Annotated in this window: 18 protein-coding genes and 1 tRNA gene; 11 read left to right on the forward strand and 8 right to left on the reverse strand. The window is 64.8% G+C overall.

Annotated elements, in window-relative coordinates; all coding sequences use genetic code 11:
• Positions 1 to 68 precede the first annotated feature (68 nt).
• Positions 69 to 1,175, forward strand: coding sequence for a lactonase family protein (locus tag FJ418_RS14955; protein ID WP_140866711.1), 1,107 nt, complete (start codon positions 69 to 71; stop codon positions 1,173 to 1,175).
• A gap of 123 nt (positions 1,176 to 1,298) precedes the next feature.
• Here FJ418_RS14955 and FJ418_RS14960 read toward each other — a convergent pair whose 3' ends face one another.
• The 3 genes from FJ418_RS14960 to FJ418_RS14970 form a co-directional block, all read right to left on the reverse strand.
• Positions 1,299 to 1,655, reverse strand: a complete 357-nt coding sequence (locus FJ418_RS14960) for a hypothetical protein (protein ID WP_226892034.1) — start codon at positions 1,653 to 1,655, stop codon at positions 1,299 to 1,301.
• 135 nt (positions 1,656 to 1,790) lie between these two features.
• Positions 1,791 to 1,866: transfer RNA gene (locus tag FJ418_RS14965), tRNA-Ala, on the reverse strand.
• Between the two features lie 161 nt (positions 1,867 to 2,027).
• A complete protein-coding gene (locus tag FJ418_RS14970; RefSeq protein WP_140644740.1) occupies positions 2,028 to 2,423 on the reverse strand; it encodes a TIGR02300 family protein in 396 nt (131 codons plus the stop codon).
• Between the two features lie 196 nt (positions 2,424 to 2,619).
• Between FJ418_RS14970 and aroA the strand changes: the two genes are divergently transcribed.
• The 4 genes from aroA (at position 2,620) to rpsA (ending at position 7,279) form a co-directional block, all read left to right on the forward strand.
• Complete coding sequence (gene aroA / locus FJ418_RS14975; RefSeq protein ID WP_140866714.1) at positions 2,620 to 3,978, forward strand: 3-phosphoshikimate 1-carboxyvinyltransferase; 1,359 nt, start codon at positions 2,620 to 2,622, stop codon at positions 3,976 to 3,978.
• Between the two features lie 88 nt (positions 3,979 to 4,066).
• Positions 4,067 to 4,663: a hypothetical protein gene (locus FJ418_RS14980; RefSeq protein WP_140866717.1), complete on the forward strand. Its 597-nt coding sequence runs from the start codon at positions 4,067 to 4,069 to the stop codon at positions 4,661 to 4,663.
• 58 nt (positions 4,664 to 4,721) lie between these two features.
• Positions 4,722 to 5,387: a (d)CMP kinase gene (gene cmk / locus FJ418_RS14985; RefSeq protein ID WP_140866720.1), complete on the forward strand. Its 666-nt coding sequence runs from the start codon at positions 4,722 to 4,724 to the stop codon at positions 5,385 to 5,387.
• 194 nt (positions 5,388 to 5,581) lie between these two features.
• A complete protein-coding gene (gene rpsA / locus FJ418_RS14990; protein WP_140782442.1) occupies positions 5,582 to 7,279 on the forward strand; it encodes a 30S ribosomal protein S1 in 1,698 nt (565 codons plus the stop codon).
• Positions 7,280 to 7,357: 78 nt separating this feature from the next.
• Here rpsA and FJ418_RS14995 read toward each other — a convergent pair whose 3' ends face one another.
• The 4 genes from FJ418_RS14995 to FJ418_RS15010 form a co-directional block, all read right to left on the reverse strand.
• Positions 7,358 to 8,065, reverse strand: coding sequence for an SDR family NAD(P)-dependent oxidoreductase (locus FJ418_RS14995; RefSeq protein WP_140782441.1), 708 nt, complete (start codon positions 8,063 to 8,065; stop codon positions 7,358 to 7,360).
• 195 nt (positions 8,066 to 8,260) lie between these two features.
• Positions 8,261 to 9,841, reverse strand: a complete 1,581-nt coding sequence (locus tag FJ418_RS15000) for a 5-guanidino-2-oxopentanoate decarboxylase (protein ID WP_140866723.1) — start codon at positions 9,839 to 9,841, stop codon at positions 8,261 to 8,263.
• A 75-nt stretch (positions 9,842 to 9,916) separates the two neighbouring features.
• Entirely contained in the window at positions 9,917 to 10,588 is a 672-nt protein-coding gene (locus tag FJ418_RS15005) for a TetR family transcriptional regulator C-terminal domain-containing protein (protein ID WP_140866726.1), read from the reverse strand.
• A complete protein-coding gene (locus tag FJ418_RS15010) occupies positions 10,558 to 11,430 on the reverse strand; it encodes a dimethylarginine dimethylaminohydrolase family protein (protein WP_140866729.1) in 873 nt (290 codons plus the stop codon). Before FJ418_RS15010 ends, FJ418_RS15005 begins: the two co-directional genes overlap by 31 nt.
• A 210-nt stretch (positions 11,431 to 11,640) precedes the next feature.
• On the opposite strand from FJ418_RS15010, the gene FJ418_RS15015 reads away from it, so the two are divergent.
• From FJ418_RS15015 to FJ418_RS15040, 6 genes are all read left to right on the forward strand, one after another.
• Entirely contained in the window at positions 11,641 to 12,456 is an 816-nt protein-coding gene (locus FJ418_RS15015; RefSeq protein ID WP_140644733.1) for an ABC transporter ATP-binding protein, read from the forward strand.
• A 57-nt stretch (positions 12,457 to 12,513) separates the two neighbouring features.
• Entirely contained in the window at positions 12,514 to 13,311 is a 798-nt protein-coding gene (locus tag FJ418_RS15020) for a transporter substrate-binding domain-containing protein (RefSeq protein WP_140866732.1), read from the forward strand.
• A 148-nt stretch (positions 13,312 to 13,459) separates the two neighbouring features.
• On the forward strand, positions 13,460 to 14,170 hold the full coding sequence (locus FJ418_RS15025) for an ABC transporter permease subunit (protein WP_181166952.1): 711 nt from the start codon (positions 13,460 to 13,462) through the stop codon (positions 14,168 to 14,170).
• Complete coding sequence (locus FJ418_RS15030) at positions 14,170 to 14,979, forward strand: ABC transporter permease (RefSeq protein WP_140644730.1); 810 nt, start codon at positions 14,170 to 14,172, stop codon at positions 14,977 to 14,979. The genes FJ418_RS15025 and FJ418_RS15030 overlap by 1 nt, the downstream gene beginning before the upstream one ends.
• Positions 14,980 to 15,075: 96 nt before the next feature.
• Positions 15,076 to 16,077: an Ldh family oxidoreductase gene (locus tag FJ418_RS15035; protein ID WP_181166944.1), complete on the forward strand. Its 1,002-nt coding sequence runs from the start codon at positions 15,076 to 15,078 to the stop codon at positions 16,075 to 16,077.
• Positions 16,078 to 16,455: 378 nt separating this feature from the next.
• A complete protein-coding gene (locus FJ418_RS15040; protein WP_140866738.1) occupies positions 16,456 to 17,439 on the forward strand; it encodes a complex I NDUFA9 subunit family protein in 984 nt (327 codons plus the stop codon).
• Positions 17,440 to 17,446: 7 nt separating this feature from the next.
• Here FJ418_RS15040 and FJ418_RS15045 read toward each other — a convergent pair whose 3' ends face one another.
• Positions 17,447 to 18,817 carry a cytochrome P450 gene (locus FJ418_RS15045; RefSeq protein ID WP_140866741.1) on the reverse strand — a complete coding sequence of 457 codons (1,371 nt, stop codon included), beginning with the start codon at positions 18,815 to 18,817 and terminating at the stop codon, positions 17,447 to 17,449.
• Positions 18,818 to 18,886: the final 69 nt, after the last annotated feature.

Genomic DNA, 18,886 nt, shown 5'->3' on the forward strand with positions numbered 1-18,886 from the left:
GCGACGATCGGCGAAATTTTTGGAAAGCCGGCGCGAGCGCAGCAGCGTCGGCGATGGGAGGAAGATCGATGCAAAGCGCCTGTCTTGTCTTTGTCGGCAGCCTCAACCGCGAGGCTCCCTATTTCCAGGGGGCGCGCGGCGTCGGCCTCGGCGTCTACGCCTTCGACGAGGCGACGCTTGCCGTGCAAAAGCTTGCCGAGACCGACGAGATCGACAACCCGACCTTCCTGTCGGTGACGCCGGACGGGGCGCGCATCTATGCCAATTCGGAAGTCTTCGCCTGGCGCGAGGGAACGGTCACGGCCTATCGCTTCGAGCGCGCGACCAATTCACTCGCCTATATCAACAAGCAGCCGTCGCTTGGCAGCATCACCGCGCACAACACGATCACCCGCGACGGCGGCAAGCTGCTGGTCGCGAATTACGGCATGGGAAGCGGCGGCCCCGACAAGGCGGTCGCTGTGTTCGGCTTCGCGGCCGACGGCGGCCTGACTGCGCCGCTGGCGAGCGTGGCGCATTCCGGCATCGGCCCCAACGCCGAGCGGCAAGAGCGATCGCACGCCCACAGCGTCACCGAAACCGTTGAGGGCGGCGTTGCCATCGTCGCCGATCTCGGCATCGACCAGCTGGTCTCCTACCGCATAGAGCCCGACGGCACGCTGACGAAGCTCGCTTCCTCGGCGCTGGCGCCCGGCGCCGGGCCGCGTCACGTCGCGCTGCATCCGAACGGCCGCTTCGTTTTCGTCATGAACGAGCTTGACTCGACGGTCGTCTCCTTGGCGCCCGACCAATCGTCAGGTCGGCTCGAGCCGATCGACACCAAGCCGGCGGTTCCAGAGCAGGCTCGCGCGCATAATCACTGCGCCGACATCCAGATCTCGCCCGACGGTCGCTTTCTCTACGGCTCCAACAGAGGCCATGACAGCGTCGCCATCTTCGCCGTCGACCAGCTGTCTGGGAAATTGGAGCTGGTCGACTTCGCGCCTTGCGGCGGCGCGACACCGCGCAACCTCGCGCTGACGCCATCGGGCAGGCATCTGTTTTCGGCCAACCAGAACGCCGACCGCATCTCGATCTTCGCTCGCGACGAGACGAGCGGCCGGCTGACCGACACCGCCCACGCCATCGAAATCGGAACGCCGATGTGCGTGCGGATCACGCGGGACCCGCTTTGATCCTAATGCATGTCGCCCAGAAGTGCGCAGCGGTTCTGGGACAACGACATGCATCAAAACAAAGACCTAAAGCGCGTCGTCTAAATCCGTTTCAGCGCGACGCGCTTTAGTGACTGACTTTGCTCACTGGCCGACCCGGGCGAACGAGCCGGTATAGGTCTGGCCGGCAAGCGCGTAGGTAACGTTGAGTGTTCCTGGCGACGGCATCGTGGCCGTGATGTCGGCGCCGTTCGGCAGCCGTCCGAGCTTCAACGTGTTGCCGGAAATCCTGCCGGAGCCGTCGGCGACGCCCGGCTTGTTGTCGGCCAGGTCGCCCCATGCGTAGCTGGCCGTCACCTGCCCGCCCGAGGACACGGTCAGCACCGCCAGCTTGCCGTCATACATGCCGTTGAGCTGCCCGGCCCATATGCCGGAGAATGCGGCGTATCTGGCCGGAACGCCCTTACCAGGCGGAACGACCGCGACTGTCTGATCCAGCACGGCCGAATTCAGCGAGGCCGGAGCGGGAACAGCGGCCGGAGCGGGTTGCGGGTCGGCAACAGGCTGTGTGTCTGGAGTCGATTGGCAAGCAGCAAGCGCGAATAGCGCGACGCCAAGCGTGAGCAACAGACTGTTTGGTGGAGCCAATCGGAATCGAACCGACGACCTCTTGAATGCCATTCAAGCGCTCTCCCAACTGAGCTATGGCCCCACTCCCGGCAGTCAGCCGGCGCCGTTTCCGGCGAAGAGATCCGGCGCGGTCGGGAACCGCGCCGTCGTTTAGTGCTGGCGGCTTCTAGCGCCGCCTTCGGTCAAGATCAAGCCTTGAAAAGCCGCTTTTTCGTCACAGGCCAAAATGGCCGGCAAACGAAATCAGACTTCGTCATCGTCGTCGCCGACGCCGATCATATCGGCGACGTCATCGTCCTCTTCCTCTTCGTCGGCAAGGAAGGTGTCGTCCTCATCGTCGCCGAGATCGACATCTTCTTCATCATCGCCAAGATCGGGAAGGTCGTCTGCGCCGCCCTTGGCCTCGTCATCGGCCTCCTCGAGCGAGACGACTTCGGCGCCTTCCTCTTCGTCGGCGTCCACTTCCTTCTCGGCGACTTCCTCATCTTCCTCGACGGCGGAAATCTTGCCCTCGTCGAAATAGGAGCGTGGATAGCTCTTGCCGGTATAAGGCGAGACGATCGGGTCCTTGTTGAGATCGTAGAATTTCCGACCCGTTTCGGGGTCGACACGCTTGGTGCCAAGTTCAGCTTTTGCCACAGTAGGCCTCGTCAATAAAAGAGTGGTCCCCATAACCGCAGTTTTGAGCGCTGTCAAAGCCAAAAGCCGGCATTGTAAAATGCTCGTATTCGAAGGCCTCGCACAAGGGGATGACCATTGCAACGCACCGTGATACGAGACCGCCGCACCATGACGAACCGAGCCGGCCAGCCGGCATTTCATTTGGAAGACAAGGATGTCTCACTCCGCCGCCGCTAAGCCAGCCACGGCCCGCAAATCCCCTGCCCTTGCCGGCACCGCGCGCGTGCCGGGCGACAAATCGATCTCGCACCGCTCCTTCATGTTCGGCGGCCTCGCCTCCGGCGAGACCCGCATCACCGGCCTGCTCGAAGGCGAGGACGTGATGCGCACGGGCGCTGCCATGAAGGCGATGGGCGCGCATGTCGAAAAGAACGGCGCCGAATGGGTGATCCGCGGCACCGGCAACGGCGCGCTGCTGCAGCCGGAAGGCCCGCTCGATTTCGGCAATGCCGGCACCGGCTCGCGCCTCACCATGGGGCTGGTCGGCACCTATGACATGGAGAGCACCTTCATCGGCGACGCCTCGCTTTCCGGCCGGCCGATGGGCCGCGTGCTCGACCCGCTGCGCCAGATGGGCGTGCAGGTGCTGAAGGCAGCGCCCGGCGACCGCATGCCGATCACGCTGCGCGGCCCGAAACACGCCGCGCCCATCACCTATCGCGTGCCGATGGCGTCCGCGCAGGTGAAGTCGGCGGTGCTGCTTGCCGGCTTGAACACGCCCGGCATCACCACGGTGATCGAGCCGGTGATGACGCGCGACCATACCGAAAAGATGCTGAAGGGCTTCGGCGCCAATTTGACCGTCGAGACCGACGAGCGCGGCGTGCGCCACATCTTCATCGAGGGCCAGGGCAAGCTCACGGGGCAGACGATCGCTGTGCCGGGCGACCCGTCCTCGGCCGGCTTCCCGCTGGTCGCGGCGCTCATCGTGCCGGGCTCCGACATCACGATCGAGAACGTGCTGATGAACCCGACCCGCACCGGTCTGCTTCTGACCCTGCAGGAGATGGGCGGCAAGATCGACATCCTCAACCCGCGCAATGCCGGCGGCGAGGACGTGGCGGACCTGCGCGTGCGCTCCTCGGAGCTGAAAGGCGTGGTGGTGCCGCCCGAGCGCGCGCCGTCGATGATCGACGAATATCCGGTGCTGGCCGTGGCCGCGAGCTTCGCCGAGGGCGAGACGCTGATGCAGGGGTTGGAGGAATTGCGCGTCAAGGAATCCGACCGGCTGTCGGCGGTGGCCAATGGGCTGAAGCTCAACGGCGTCGACTGCACGGAAGGAGAGGCTTCGCTCGCCGTGCGCGGCAAGCCGGGCGGCAAGGCGCTCGGCGCGCATCCGAACGGCCAGGATACGGCGGTGAAGACCTATCTCGACCACCGCATCGCCATGAGCTTTCTTGTGATGGGACTGGCGACCGAGAAGCCGGTGACGATCGACGACGCGAACATGATCGCGACCAGCTTTCCGGAGTTCATGGGATTGATGAAGGGGCTGGGCGCGGAGATCGAGTGACGCGACCTAGCAAGGCTCGCTGTAAAGGAAGTATTGATTTGCGGCCGGCATTATTCCCACTGGTAGGGTATGCACTGGGTATCGCGAATTGTTTTTGGCAGATGGAAAACTCACCGCCGTCAAAGAATTGACCGACGGTCGATTTGCATGTTCACGCGGGCCGAAAAGGCCCGCTGCGATTTTGACCAAAGAGCAACTCAATGAAATCCAACGCCTTAATGCTGTACGCGTGGCGCTTCCGTTCAGTTTTTTGGCTGTCGGAGCAGCTGTCATTTTTATCCTCACTAATGATGATCTGCCACTGCTCTCGTCCGTGGCAGTCAGCGTCATTGCAGTTGCCCTTAGCGTCTATGTCATCGTCGCGATGACAAAACGAATTGGGGAAATATTGAATACAGCTCCAGTCGAGGCCGCATTACCCGCCCGCATACCTCCTTCGGCGTTCTTTGTTGGCCTGCTACACTCCACGAGTGACCTGAATCTGCTGGCGGGCAAATGGTTCTGGGCCTGCATGTGCATCGCCGCCATCGTGGTGCCCCCGGCAAAGTATCTAAGGTCCGAAAACATAAGTTGGGCTGAGGCGCTCGGCATGTTCCCCTTCGCAATCTTTTCCTATGTGGTGTTCAGAGCGTTCTCCGCGGAGCGTCGGCGCAGAAGAACCGTCGCAGGTGCCGACAAAACCTGATCGAACGCGGCCAACTTCATCCTTGATTTAACGGCTCGCCTCGGCTTCAAGCACTGGCATGACAATCACTGACGCAGAAGCTGGCCTCACCATCGCCATCGACGGCCCTGCGGGCGCCGGCAAGGGCACGCTCGCCCGCCGCCTCGCCGACCACTACCGGCTGAACCTCCTCGACACCGGCCTCACCTACCGCGCGGTGGCCCACAAGCTGCTGGAACTCGGCCTGCCGCTCGACAATGTCTCGGCGGCCGAAACCGCAGCCCGGCAGGTCAACCTGTCGAACCTCGACCGCACCGTGCTGTCCGCGCATGCGGTGGGCGAAGCCGCCTCCAAGGTCGCTGTCATTCCCACAGTGCGGCGCATCCTGGTCGAGAAGCAGCGGGCCTTCGCCAAGGCGCCGCCGGGCGCGGTACTCGACGGCCGCGACATCGGCACCGTCGTGTGCCCCGACGCCGATATCAAGCTCTATGTCACGGCGAGCGCCGAGGTGCGGGCGAAGCGCCGGCTGGCCGAGATCGAAAGCATGGGCGGCAGCGCCGATTTCGCCACCATCCTTGCCGATATCGAGCGCCGCGACGAACGCGACATGGGCCGCGCCGACTCGCCGCTGAAGCCGGCGCGAGACGCGCACTTGCTTGATACCAGCGAAATGGCTATAGAAGCCGCGTTTCTGGCGGCGATGGCGATCGTTGACGACGTCCTTGCCAAGAGAAACAAGGCCTGATCAGGTTTTTCGATTGCCGTTGGCGGCGAAAATACCCATATCGGGCACGAACCAGCCTGCCAGCATTCTTCATGCGCCGGACTTGCCGCCTGAACAGCGGCCAAGGGCTCTTCAGCCCGGAACGCCGGCAGGCTCATGCAACGCTAGCCCACGGCGCCCGTTCCGCCAGCGCGCGGAGCATTCCAGGAGAAACAATGTCAGCTGCTAATCCGTCTCGCGACGATTTCGCGAGCATGCTCGAAGAATCATTCACCGCCGGCCATTCCGGCGAGGGCCAGGTTGTCCGGGGCACGATCACCGCGATCGAAAAGGACATGGCCATCATCGATGTCGGCCTCAAGGTCGAAGGCCGCGTGCCGCTGAAGGAATTCGGCGCCAAGGGCAAGGAGTCCTCCCTCAAGGTCGGCGACACCGTCGAAGTCTATGTCGAGCGCATCGAAAACGCGCTTGGCGAGGCCATGCTGTCGCGCGAGAAGGCTCGCCGCGAGGAGAGCTGGGTGCGTCTCGAAGAGAAGTTCACCAAGGGTGAGCGCGTCGAAGGCGTCATCTTCAACCAGGTCAAGGGCGGCTTCACCGTCGACCTCGACGGCGCCGTGGCGTTCCTGCCGCGCAGCCAGGTCGATATCCGCCCGATCCGCGACGTCACTCCGCTGATGCACAACCCGCAGCCCTTCGAGATCCTCAAGATGGATCGCCGCCGCGGCAACATCGTGGTGTCGCGCCGCACCGTGCTCGAGGAGAGCCGCGCCGAACAGCGTTCGGAAATCGTGCAGAACCTCGAGGAAGGCCAGGTGGTCGAAGGCGTGGTCAAGAACATCACCGACTACGGTGCGTTCGTCGACCTCGGCGGCATCGACGGCCTGCTGCATGTCACCGACATGGCATGGCGCCGCGTCAACCATCCGACCGAGATCCTCAACATCGGCCAGACGGTCAAGGTGCAGATCATCCGCATCAACCAGGAAACCCACCGCATCTCGCTCGGCATGAAGCAGCTCGAGTCGGATCCGTGGTCGGACATCGGCACCAAGTTCCCGATCGGCAAGAAGATCAAGGGCACCGTCACCAACATCACCGACTACGGCGCGTTCGTCGAGCTGGAGCCGGGCATCGAGGGCCTCATCCACGTTTCGGAAATGTCGTGGACGAAAAAGAACGTGCACCCCGGCAAGATCCTGTCGACGACGCAGGAAGTCGACGTGGTGGTGCTCGAGGTCGATCCGGCCAAGCGCCGCATCTCGCTCGGCCTCAAGCAGACGCTGGAAAACCCGTGGCAGGCTTTCGCCTCGAGCCATCCGGTCGGCAGCCAGGTCGAGGGCGAGGTCAAGAACAAGACCGAGTTCGGCCTGTTCATCGGCCTGGAAGGCGACGTGGACGGCATGGTGCACCTTTCCGACCTCGACTGGACCCGTCCGGGCGAGCAGGTCATCGAAGAGTACAATCGCGGCGACATGGTCAAGGCGCAGGTGCTCGACGTCGACATCGAGAAGGAGCGCATCTCGCTCGGCATCAAGCAGCTGGCCCGTGACACTGTCGGCGAAGCGGCCAACAGCGGCGAGCTGCGCAAGAACGCCGTCGTCACCTGCGAGGTCATCGGCGTGAAGGATGGCGGTCTGGATGTGCGGCTGGTCGACAGCGGCATCGAGACCTTCATCAAGCGTTCGGACCTTTCGCGCGACCGCGACGAGCAGCGCCCCGAGCGCTTCACCGTCGGCCAGAAGGTCGACGCCCGCGTCATCGCCTTCGACAAGAAGACCCGCAAGCTGCAGGTCTCGATCAAGGCGCTGGAAATCGCCGAGGAAAAGGAAGCGGTCGCCCAATACGGCTCGACCGACTCCGGCGCCTCGCTGGGCGATATCCTGGGCGCGGCGCTGAAGAAGCAGGGCAACTAAGCCAGGCCTCTTCAACTGACGAACAGCAAAACCCGCCGGAGCGATCCGGCGGGTTTTTCTTTTGTCGGGATATCGAGTTCAGGCGCGGCCGTACAACGGAACCAGCGTGCCGCTCATGGCCTGGTTGGCGGGCGAGGCGAGATAGGCGATCGCTTCCGCCGCGGCTTCGAGACTGACCCATTTGGCGAAATCGGCATCGGGCATGTCGGCGCGATTGGCGGGCGTGTCGAGCGTCGAGGGCGCCACGGCGTTGACCAGGATGCTCTTGTGCTTCAGCTCTTCGGCCATGGCCACCGTCATCGCCGCGACCGCCGCCTTGCTCGCGGCATAGGCGACCATGCCGGAGCCGCGCCTCGGGTCGAGACCGGCGCGCGCGGTGACATTGACGATGCGGCCGGCCGTATTGGACTCCAGCATCGAGCGCACCGCGGCGCGGCTGCACAGGAAGGCCGTGCGGGCGTTGGTCTCCATCATCTCGGCAAAGGAGGCCGACTCGATCTTTTCCACCGGCGCCATGGTGAAGCCGCCGGCAAGGTGGATCGAGGCCCAGAGCGCGGGCACCTGATGGTAGAAAGCCTCGACCTTGGCCGAATCCGACAGGTCGACATTATGCGCCAGATGCACGCTGGCATGGGCTGCGTAAGGAAAATGCGGCGGGGCTGCCGCGTGGGCATTGGGCACGTGGCAGATCGCGCCTTGCTCCAGCAATCTGCCGACAACCGCGCCGCCGAGCGCCCCAGTACCGCCCGTCACCACGACATGCCTGCCATTAAGCGTTTCCGTCATCCTTCGACCGCTCCTGTCATTTTTTTGATTATATCTTGGGTTATGCCGCCCCAGGCTCGAACGTCGCGCCTTTCGCGTCGTCACTCAATTGAAATATCGACATGGCAGGCGCAGCGTCTTTGCATGCGTCGAACCGTGGCACGCGGCATCGATTTGCCGGCGCCGGAATGGGCCTACTGGCAGACGCGCGAGTCTTCAGTCGACGGTGATTTCGATGACGCGCGGCTCGCCTGCCGCCCGGGCGCGCCTCAGCGCCTCGGCAAGACCACCGGTCCCGGCCAGCCGCTCGGCCTCGATGCCGTAGGCCTCGGCGAGCTTGCAGAAATCCGGCGGAGCCGGTGAGACGCCGACCGGCTCGACGCCGACATCGAGCATCGAGGTCTCGATCTCGCGATAGCCGCGGTTGTTCCATACGACGAAGATCACGGGCGCTTCGGCGTCGAGCGCGGCGCCGATCTCCGGTAAGGTGAACTGGAAGCCGCCGTCGCCGGTGAGGCACACCACCGGCGCCTCGGGCACCGCAAGTGCCGCGCCGATCGCCGCCGGCGGACCGTAGCCCAGCGCGCCGAAGCCCGTCGCTGCGTTGAACCAGCCGCCCGGACGATCGTGGTCGTAATAGAGGTTTGCGGCATAGATCGGCTGGGTCGAGTCGCCGACGATGATGGCGCCCGGCAGCGCGTCGCGGATCGTTTCCACGGCGTGAACCTGCGCCAGATACTCGGGCTTCAGTTCGGCTAACGCTGCCTTCCGCGCGGCGGCCGCGCGAGCTTCGCCATCCTTCGCCTGAGGATGACCCGGCCCGATCGCCGCAAGCAGAGCCTCGATCCCTTCGGCGCAATCCGCCTGGATGCCGACCGTCACCGGCCGGCGCGCGATCTGGTCGGCGCCGATATCGATACGGATCAGGTTCTTCGGCAGCACGAAGCCGCCGTCGCCATAGCCGTCATAGTCGGTCGGTCCGAACTCGGTGCCGGCGGCAATCACCAGATCGGCGTCCGCCATCAACGCGCGCACTGCCTTCAGACTTGGGCTGGCCGGCACGCAGAGCGGATGGCCATGCAGCAGGCCGCGCGCATTGGCGGTCTCGACGACCGGCGCGCCAAGCGTCTCGGCCAGGCGCCGCAGCCCAGCGTCGGCCTTCCTTGCCCCGCCACCGGCGAGGATCAGCGGCCGGCGCGCCGCCTTGATGAGCTTTGCCGCTTCGGCAGTGGCCGCAGAGGCCGGGGCGGGCGGCGCGGCGTTGCTCAGCGCCGCCGCTATGCCGTCGGCGGGCTTGACCATCACATCGGTGGGAATCTCGATATGAACCGGCCCCGGCCGCGCCGACGAAAATAGCGCGAAGGCGCGGGCGAGAGCGCCCGGCAGCTGCCCGGCCTCGGTGACACGCTCGGAAAACAGCGCGACCTTTTCCATCATGCCGCGCTGATCCGGCAGCTCATGCAGGAAGCCCAACCCCTTGCCCAGCGTATCGGTTGCGTTGACGCCGGAGATCACCAGCATCGGCACCGAATCGGCGCGCGCCTGGCCCATGGCGGTGATGGTGTTGGTCAGCCCTGGTCCGGTGATGACGAAGGCGACGCCCGGCCGGCCGCCGGCGCGCGCATAACCATCGGCCATGAAGCCAGCCCCCTGCTCGTGGCGCGGCGTGACGTGGCGGATCCTCGAGCGCGCCAGGCCGCGATAGAGCTCGACCGTATGCACGCCTGGAATGCCGAAGACGGTGTCGACGCCATGCGCTTCGAGCAGGGTGATGAGCGCTTCGCCGATGGTAGTCATCGCATTTCCTTCCTTTTGTTTCTTACGCAATTACGGACGGAAAGTTACGGCGAAGTGGCCGAACCCAACCGCTTCTCATTTTTCCTGGAATTGCTCCAGCGCCGCGAGGCCGAGTTCGGCCTCGACGGCCTTGATGCCGATCGCCGCCAACTCACCGGGCGAGAACATCTCGCCGGCCAGGCAGCCTTCGATCCAGAGCCCGTCGATGATCGCGTTGATCGCGATGGCATGGTGGCGCAGTTCGCTTGCGTCCGGCTTGCGCCGTTCGGCGGCGAGCACTTCGGCCACGACCGCTTCCACCTCGTTGCGAAAGCCGAGATAGCCTTCGCGATGGGCGCGGGCGAGCGACGGATCCGCGCCGGCGCGGCCGATGAAGGTTGCCCAAAGCGAGAAAACCCGCTGGTCGATGATCGGCGCATTGAGGTTGGCGGTGACGAAAGCCGCAAGGCGTTGGCGCGGCGAGGCATCATCCATGACCAATGCCGCTTTCGCCTGCTCCGTCATGCGGCCCATCAATGCTGCATAGGACTCCTGCAGCAAATCTTCCTTGCCGGGGAAATAGTGCCGGATCAGTCCGGCGGTGACGCCGGCGCGTAAGGCGATGGTACGCAAGGTGGCGCCCTGAAGGCCATATTCCGCCACGCTGTCGAGCGTCGCATCGATCAGATCCTGCCGCCGCCGCTCCTCGCCCTCGCGGCGGAACTTGCGGCGCGCATTCATTGGCGCAGGATCGGCCGCGTCAAGCATGTAGGCCCGCCTTCGCAGGCGATGCAGAGCGCGTCCGCCTCGAATATCTCAACCGTGCAGCCGGCGGCTTCCATCGCGGCCTTGGTCTTGGGAAAACCTGCAACGGCGATGACCTTGTGCGGGCTGGTCGGCAGCACGTTCAGGCTGAGGCCGTTGGAAGCGGCGAACTCTTCGGCGTCGCCTTCGACCAGCCGGATGCCGCGCGCCTTCAGCATCTGATAGAACGGGGCCGGCAGAAGCGGTGAATAGACCAGGGCAAGGTCGTCGGCCAGCGGGCTGATCACCGACATCAGATGCAGGCACGCCTCTTCGCCCTGCCACAGCGGCAGATCGAAGCCGTAGACGGAAACGCCCAGCGGCGTCAGCATGTTGGAAACCTGCTGGATGCCTTCCTGGTTGGAGCGCACACCGCGCCCGATCGCCAGCGTGCGGGCATCCACCCATACGCAGTCACCGCCTTCGACCTGACCAGGCGCCTCGACCCGGCCGAGGACCGGAATGCCCAGTCGCTTGTAGGTTTCCTCATGCAGCGAGGGCTCCCGGGCGCGCAAGGGCTTGCCCATGGACAGGATCAGCGCGCCGCGGTCGGTCATCAGCGACGGGTCATGCGTGAACACCGAATCCGAAAGGCCGTCGGCCGTGTCCTCGATCCATTCGATTTCGGCGCCGGAAGCCGCCACCAGTTCGGCAAGGAGCGCATGCTGCGAAGCGGCCTTCGCCGGGTTGAATCCCGGGCCATAGTGCCAGGCAGCCCTGTCGGCGTCGCGCATGGCGTTGGCCGCCGACCGCATCAGCACGCGCCGCAGCGGCGCTGCCATGGACTGTGATCCGAAAGCGCTCATCGATGTCCTTTTAAGATGAAAAAAATCGTGAAAATTTCATGAAAGGCTATTTATACACTTGCGCAACAAGGCCGCAAGTGCCGTAATGAGCGGGATTGACGGGCTCGCGCTGTCGGGTCCATGCTGAAGTCTGGAGCGGGCAATACAGCGTATGTTGATTAGCCGGATGGACGTTCGACGACCTGCCTTCGACCATAGAAAGGTCGCCCGGTGAGCGTGGCGGACGCTGCCGCAGTCCAGTCAGGCAAGGCGCAGAATGGCGCCGCCGAAGCCATCCATGTCGAAAACCTGCATAAGAAATTCGGCCAGCTGCACGTGCTGAAGGGCGTTTCGCTGTCGGCGCGCGACGGTGAAGTGGTTGCCATCATCGGCGGCTCCGGCTCCGGCAAGTCGACCCTGCTGCGCTGCATCAACTGCCTGGAGAACCCGACCAGCGGCATCATCCGGGTCAATGGCGAGGAGATCAGGCTCAAGGCCGACAGTCACGGCCATACCGTTCCGGCCGACCGCAGGCAGATCGAGCGTATCCGCTCGAGGCTCGGCATGGTCTTCCAGAATTTCAACCTGTGGAGCCATATGACGCTGATCGAGAACGTCATCGAGGTTCCGGTGCATGTGCTGGGCGTCAAGCGCGACGAAGCGATCGCCCAGGCCGAGAAGCTGCTTGCCCGAGTCGGGCTGGCGGAAAAGCGCGACGTCTATCCGGCCTTCCTGTCCGGCGGCCAGCAGCAGCGGGCCGCGATCGCCCGCGCGCTGGCGATCAATCCGCGCGTCATGCTGTTCGACGAACCGACGTCCGCGCTCGATCCCGAGCTGGTCGGGGAGGTGCTGAAAGTCATCGGCGACCTGGCGCGCGAGGGGCGCACCATGGTGCTGGTGACACATGAAATGAAATTCGCCCGCGAGGTCGCGACGCATGTCGTCTATCTCTACAACGGGCTGGTCGAGGAAGAGGGTCCGCCGGAACAATTGTTCGGCGCGCCAAAATCCGAAAGGCTCAAGCAATTCCTCCGCAATGTCGGCTAGGTGCCGGCATCAAGCGGAGCGAAAAACCGGGAACAACAACAAACTGGGAGTCCTGAAATGAAGACTGTTGTCAAGACATTCGCCGCCGCGCTGCTTCTCGGCGTCGCGGCGATGGGTGGCGCGGCCAAGGCCGAGCAGGTCAAGATCGGCGTCGCCGCCGAACCCTATCCGCCCTTCACCTCGCCCGACGCCTCGGGCAAATGGGTGGGCTGGGAGATCGACTTCGTCGACGCCGTCTGCGCCGAAGAGAAACTCGACTGCGTCATCACGCCGGTTGCCTGGGATGGCATCATCCCGGCGCTGACCACCAAGAAGATCGACGCCATCGTCTCTTCCATGTCGATCACCGACGAGCGCAAGAAGACGATCGACTTCTCGGACAAGTACTACAACACCCCGACCGCGATCATCGGACCGAAGGACCAGAAGTTCGGCTCCACGCCGGACGATCTCAAGGGCAAGGTGATCGGCGTCCAGGTCTCGACCGTGCATGCCGTGTACGCCAAGAAGCATTTCACCGGCGCACAGGAGATCAAGGAATACCAGACCCAGGACGAAGCCAACCAGGATCTGGCCGCCGGCCGTATCGACGCAGTGCAGGCCGACTCGATCGCGCTCGGCGAGTTCCTGAAGTCGGACCAGGGCAAGGCCTGCTGCGACCTGAAGGGCATGGTGGCCCCGGACGATGAGGTGCTTGGACCGGGCGTCGGTGCCGGTATCCGCAAGGAAGACACCGCACTCAAGGAAAAATTCAACGCCGGCATCAAGGCGATCCGCGCCAACGGCAAATATGACGAGATCTCGAAGAAGTATTTCGACTTCGACATCTATGGCGGCGCCACGCAGTCGAACTGAGTCCTCTTGCAATGAGTGAGGGCATGGCGTCCGCGCCATGCCCGACCTTGCCACGCATGCGCGCCGCCGACCTTGCCCTCGGTGGCTTGCCAGCAATCCGGGGGCGAAGCTGATCGACGTCTTTCTTCCGGTCTCCGCGACCGGCTTCATGGAACTCCTGTCGCCCGTGGCGCCCGGCTGGGGCGGCACGCTGCTGGTCGGCCTGCTGCATTCGGTCGAGATCGCCATCGGCGCCACCTGCCTCGGCCTCATGATCGGCACCGCCGGCGCCTTCGGCAAGCTCTATGGCGGCGCGGTGACGCGCGATCTGCTCGCGGTCTACACGACCGTCGTGCGCGCCGTGCCGGAACTGGTGCTGATCCTGCTGCTCTATTACGCCGGCACCGACCTCATCAACCAGGTGCTGACGGCGATGGGCTACAGCCGTGTCGACATCAGCGGGCTCGCGGCCGGCATTTTCGTGCTGGGTTTCGTCCAGGGCGCCTATTCGACCGAAGTCATCCGCGGCGCCATCCTCGCCATTCCGCAAGGCCAGATCGAGGCCGCCCGCGCCTACGGCATGTCGCCAGGCCTGATGCTGCGACGCATCACGCTGCCGGCGATGCTGCCCTTCGCCATCCCCGGCCTGGCGAATCTGTGGCTCATCGCCACCAAGGACACCGCGCTGCTTGCCGTCGTCGGTTTCTTCGAACTCACCCTTGCAACGCGCCAGGCGGCCGGCGTGACCAAGGCCTACCTTCTTTTCTACCTTGCGGCCGGCGCGCTCTATCTCGCGCTCTCGCTGTTCTCCAACCTGATCATCGGCCGCGTCGAGGCCTGGTCGCGGCGCGGCATGCCCTCGGTCAGGGAGGCACGCTGATGTCTGCCGAAGCCTCCGCGATCAACATGGCGGCGCGCGCCTCGATCTGGCTCAAACCGCACCGCATCGTGCTGATCCTGATCGCGCTGGCGCTGGTGCTCTGCGCCGCCTTCTTCATGCGCTGGGACTGGCTGCCGCAATATTGGGAAATGGGCCTGATGGGCATATGGCGGGCGCTTTGGATCCTCGCCGTCACCTGCGCGCTGGGCTTTGCGCTGGCCGTGCCGCTCGGGCTCGCCCAGGCAGGCGGACCGATCTGGTTCTCGGCACCGGCGAAGGTCTTCTGCACCATCATCCGGGGAACGCCGCTGCTCCTGCAGCTCTGGCTGCTCTATTACGGCCTCGGCTCGATCTTTCCGCAATATCCGTGGATCCGTGAATCCTGGCTTTGGCCGTATCTCAGGCAGGCTTGGCCGTATGGCGTGGTGGCGCTGACCTTGTCTTTCGCCGGCTATGAGGGCGAAGTGATGCGCGGCGCCTTCGCCGGCGTGCCGCGCGGACAGTTGGAGGCCGCCCGCGCGTTCGGCATGAGCCGTTGGAAAATCTTCCGGCGCATCTGGTTGCCGCAGGCCTTCTACCGGGCGCTGCCGACGCTGACCGGCGAGACCGTGCTGCAGCTGAAGTCGACTCCGCTGGTGGCGACGATCAGCGTCATCGATATCTTCGCCGTCTCCTCCAAGGTGCGCCAGGACACCTACCTGACCTATGAGCCTTTGCTGCTCTTGGCGCTGATCTATATGACGATCACCGGCATCCTGGTCTTCGTCTTCAGTCGGATCGAGGCTCGGATTCCGGTCAAGATCGGGTAAGTGAGTCGTGAATAGTGAGTGGTGAGCAGTGGGCTGCTTGCTGGTTTTCCCCTACTGACTACTCCCTACTTTCCTACTCACTCAGGAGCAGCCCTGATGCAACTCACTCTCGACCAGGCAACAGGCCTATGCCGGATGGCGGCGCTCGGCGCTGGCGCCAACGAAGAAGCGGCGCAGTCGCTCACCGCCTCGATCATCGCCGCGGAGGCCGAAGGCCTGTCGACGGTGGGGCTATCGCATTTCATCGATTATCTGGAAGCGCTCGAAGCCGGCCGCATCGACGGCAACGCCGATCCGGCGATCACCCGACCGGCGCTCGCCGTCTATCTTTCGGATGCGCGCGGCGGACTTGCCCATACCGGCTTCGACCGCACGATCGACGATCTGGTCAAGGCAGCAAAACTGTTCGGCGTCTCGATCTTCTCGCAAAAGAATGCCTATACATGCGGCGCGCTCGGCTATTTCACTGGGCGGCTCGCCGAGCAGGGGCTGGTTTCCTTCGCCGCCACCAACGGGCCGGCGGTGCTTGCCGGTTCAGGTTCGGTCAAGCCGGTCTATTGCACCAATCCGATGTCCTTTGCATCGCCCGCTGCCGACGGGCCGCCGCTGGTGATCGACCAGTCGTCGAGCGCGACCGCCTTCGTCAACATCCGCAAGGCGGCCGAGGACGGCAAGAACATCCCCGAAGGCTGGGCGCTGGATGCCAGCGGCAACCCGACCACCGATCCGGCGGCGGCGATGAAGGGCGCCATGCTTGCCTTTGGCGGCCAGCGCGGCGCCAACATCGCTTTGATGGTCGAGGTGCTCGCCGCCGGCATTTCCGGCGCCAACTGGTCGCTCGACGCGCCCTGGTTCACCGGCGGGCCGGACAGCCCCGGCACCGGCCTGTTCGTTCTCGCCATCGAACCCAAGCTGCTCGACCCGGAATTCGAGCAGCGCATGAAGGACCAGCTCGACCGGCTGCGGCGGCGCTATGGTGTGCATATCCCCGGCCGCTCCCGCGCCGAAGCTACGGAGAAGGCAAAGGCGCGCGGCATCACCACGTCCAGGGCGGTCGTGCAGCGCATTTCGGAATTCGCCGAGCGTTACTCGGCCTGATTTTCCTCTCCGCGAGTGAACCTTTTCTCGCCCTGCAACGACCAATCTCCGGCACCCCACGCCGCGAGCCGTCCGGTTGGCTTCGTCTGGCTCGCGGTTGGCGGCGCCGCGCCGGGCGTTCAGGGCGGGGCGGGCGTGCTTGCTTCACGCCACCTTGATACCGTCTCAGGTCAGGCCGCCTCGGTGGGCCCTGTTTCGGCGTGGACACTGCCCGGAAAACCCCGCCTCGGCGGGGTTTTCCGTTTTCTTCGAACGCAGCAGGAGGGGCATTCTGGGCAAGTCCGAAAACAACGCAATGGCGACCTCCGGTCGCTCTTTGCCTTTGGCGAGAAACGGATTAAGAAACGGCTTCAGCCAAGCACTCGCGCGGAGCCAGTCATGACCGAAATCCTGCAGACCCCCAAGCTCGTCGTCGTCTTCGGCGGCTCGGGCTTCGTCGGTCGCCATGTCGTGCGGGCGCTGGCCAAGCGCGGCTACCGCATCCGGGTCGCCTGCCGGCGGCCCGACCTTGCCGGCCATGTGCAGCCGCTCGGCAATGTCGGCCAGATCCAGCCGGTGCAGGCCAATGTGCGCGTGCGCTGGTCGGTAGACCGCGCCGTGCAGGGCGCCGACCATGTCGTCAACCTCGTCGCCATCCTGCATGAGACCGGCCGCCAGAAATTCGGCGCCGTGCACGATTTCGGGGCGCGCGCCGTCGCCGAGGCCGCGCGCTCGGTCGGCGCCGGCCTCACTCACATCTCGGCACTCGGCGCCGATCTCAAGTCGCCGTCCGACTATGCCCGCACCAAGGCGCTCGGCGAGAAAGCCGTGTTCGACACGATCGGCGATGCCGTCATCTTGCGGCCGTCGATCAATTTCGGGCCGGAGGACGGTTTCTTCAACCGCTTCGCCAACATGGCGCGTTATTCGCCCGTGCTGCCGCTGATCGGCGGCGGGCAAACCAAGTTCCAGCCGGTCTATGTCGGCGACGTCGCCGAAGCGGTGGCGCGTTCGGTCGACGGCAAGATCGAGGGCGGCCAGATCTACGAGCTCGGCGGGCCGCAGGTGCTGACCTTCAAGCAATGCATGGAAGAGCTGCTGATGGTCGTCGAACGCCGCCGCCTCCTGGTGCCGGTGCCGTTCTGGGTGGCGAACATCCAGGCCTCGATCCTGCAGCTGCTGCCCAATCCGCTCTTGACCAAGGACCAGGTCATGCAGTTGCGCGAGCACAACGTCGTTTCAGACGAAGCCGCCAAGGCCGGCAGGACGCTGACCGGCCTCGGCATCCAGCCGCAGGCGATCGCCACCATCCTGCCCAGCTATCTCTGGCGCTTTCGTGCCGCCGGCCAGTTCCAGCAGCGCCGGCCTATCGCCGACCGCTGACAAAAGCTCAGGCGCGGCGGGAGACCTGCATCGGCAGGCCGCCCTGCGGCTGCGTGGTGAGCTTCTGCACCGGCCATGGCCGGGTCTCAGGAGTCACATCGAACCGGAAGCGCGACAGCAGGATCGCCAGCGCGATGATCGCCTCCTGCACGGCGAAGCTGGCGCCGATGCAGACGCGCGGCCCGGCGCCGAACGGCAGGTACTGGAACCGGTCGATCCGGTCGCGGTTTTCCGGATGGAAGCGCTCCGGCAGGAAGGCGTTCGGCCTGTCCCAGAGCTTGCGGTGGCGATGCACGACCCACGGCATCACCAGCACGGCGGCGTATTTCGGAATGTACAACCCGTTCCAGGTCTCCGGCTCGATCGGCTCGCGGTTGATCGAGGGTGCCGGCGGGTAGAGCCGCAGCGCCTCCTCGAAAACGGCGCGGGTGAGCGGCATGGCATCCAGCCATTTGGTCGGATCGGGCTCGCGCGCCAGCACGGCGTCGATCTCCCGCTCGACCTTGTCGCGTTCCCAGGGCGCCCCGGCGAGGCAATAGATCGTCCAGCCCAGCGCCCGCGCGGTCGTCTCGTGGCCGGCGCCGATGAAGGTGATGATGTTGTCCTCGACTTCGGCGCGCGTCAGTCCGTCCGGCCCCTCGGCGCGCAGCAGAAGCGTGAGGAAATCCTGCGGCACGCCGTCGGGATCGCGCTTCATCCGCTCTTCGCGCATCCTCACCGTGCCGGCGACGATGTTGCGGAAATAGGCCATGGTCTTGCGGCCGCGGATGCGGGTGAGACGCGGCAGCCATTCCGGCGCGCGCAACAGGTCGAGCGGATCGACGCGGCCCATCGTCTCGAACAGGCGATCGATCTCCTTGGCGAAGCTGCCGGGCTCGCCGGCGATCTCGCCGGAGAACAGCGTCTCGGCCAGAATGTCATAGGTGAGCAGCGTCATGTCGTGGGCGACATCGGTCGTGCCGCCGGCCTCGTAGCGGGTGGCGAACTCCAGCGTGCGTCTCAGCATCGGCTCGGCGAAGCCGAAGATGTGGCGCGGCGTGAACACCGGCGCCATCGCCTTGCGCGAGCGCTTCCAGACCTCGCCCTCGGCGGTCAGCAGTCCGTCGCGCAAGATCGGCCGCAGCACCAGCTGGCGCACGGTCGCCATCTTGTAGTTCCTGGCGTTGTCGACCAGCACGTGGCGGATGAGGCCCGGATCGTTGGCGACCACCAGCGGCCCGCCGACGCCGGTGACCGAAATCCAGGGCTCGTTGTAGGTGTGCTCGCCCCATAATTCGAGCGGATTGCGGTAGATGATGCGCATCATCTCCAGCGTCGAAGGCGGCTTTGTGCGCGGCGTCGGCGCCGGCGGCACGAAGGGGGCGGGCTTGGTGTCCATGAAGCGTGCTCCGCTGACAGCGCCGAATGTAGTGTCCGACGAAGCGGACGTCCATGTGACCGAGCGGCC

This window comes from Mesorhizobium sp. B2-8-3, from assembly GCF_006440815.1.
In the GTDB taxonomy this organism is placed as follows: domain Bacteria; phylum Pseudomonadota; class Alphaproteobacteria; order Rhizobiales; family Rhizobiaceae; genus Mesorhizobium.

Bases quoted from the DNA above. Each gene is read 5' to 3' on its own strand.
- aroA (WP_140866714.1), top strand. From the start codon at position 2,620: ATGTCTCACTCCGCCGCCGCTAAGCCAGCCACGGCCCGCAAATCCCCT.
- FJ418_RS15020 (WP_140866732.1), top strand. From the start codon at position 12,514: ATGAAGACTGTTGTCAAGACATTCGCCGCCGCGCTGCTTCTCGGCGTC.
- FJ418_RS15030 (WP_140644730.1), top strand. From the start codon at position 14,170: ATGTCTGCCGAAGCCTCCGCGATCAACATGGCGGCGCGCGCCTCGATC.
- FJ418_RS14995 (WP_140782441.1), bottom strand. From the start codon at position 8,065: ATGACGGAAACGCTTAATGGCAGGCATGTCGTGGTGACGGGCGGTACT.
- FJ418_RS15000 (WP_140866723.1), bottom strand. From the start codon at position 9,841: ATGACTACCATCGGCGAAGCGCTCATCACCCTGCTCGAAGCGCATGGC.
- cmk (WP_140866720.1), top strand. From the start codon at position 4,722: ATGACAATCACTGACGCAGAAGCTGGCCTCACCATCGCCATCGACGGC.
- FJ418_RS14955 (WP_140866711.1), top strand. From the start codon at position 69: ATGCAAAGCGCCTGTCTTGTCTTTGTCGGCAGCCTCAACCGCGAGGCT.
- FJ418_RS15045 (WP_140866741.1), bottom strand. From the start codon at position 18,817: ATGGACACCAAGCCCGCCCCCTTCGTGCCGCCGGCGCCGACGCCGCGC.
- FJ418_RS15035 (WP_181166944.1), top strand. From the start codon at position 15,076: ATGCAACTCACTCTCGACCAGGCAACAGGCCTATGCCGGATGGCGGCG.
- FJ418_RS15005 (WP_140866726.1), bottom strand. From the start codon at position 10,588: ATGCTTGACGCGGCCGATCCTGCGCCAATGAATGCGCGCCGCAAGTTC.
- FJ418_RS15025 (WP_181166952.1), top strand. From the start codon at position 13,460: ATGGAACTCCTGTCGCCCGTGGCGCCCGGCTGGGGCGGCACGCTGCTG.
- rpsA (WP_140782442.1), top strand. From the start codon at position 5,582: ATGTCAGCTGCTAATCCGTCTCGCGACGATTTCGCGAGCATGCTCGAA.
- FJ418_RS15040 (WP_140866738.1), top strand. From the start codon at position 16,456: ATGACCGAAATCCTGCAGACCCCCAAGCTCGTCGTCGTCTTCGGCGGC.
- FJ418_RS15010 (WP_140866729.1), bottom strand. From the start codon at position 11,430: ATGAGCGCTTTCGGATCACAGTCCATGGCAGCGCCGCTGCGGCGCGTG.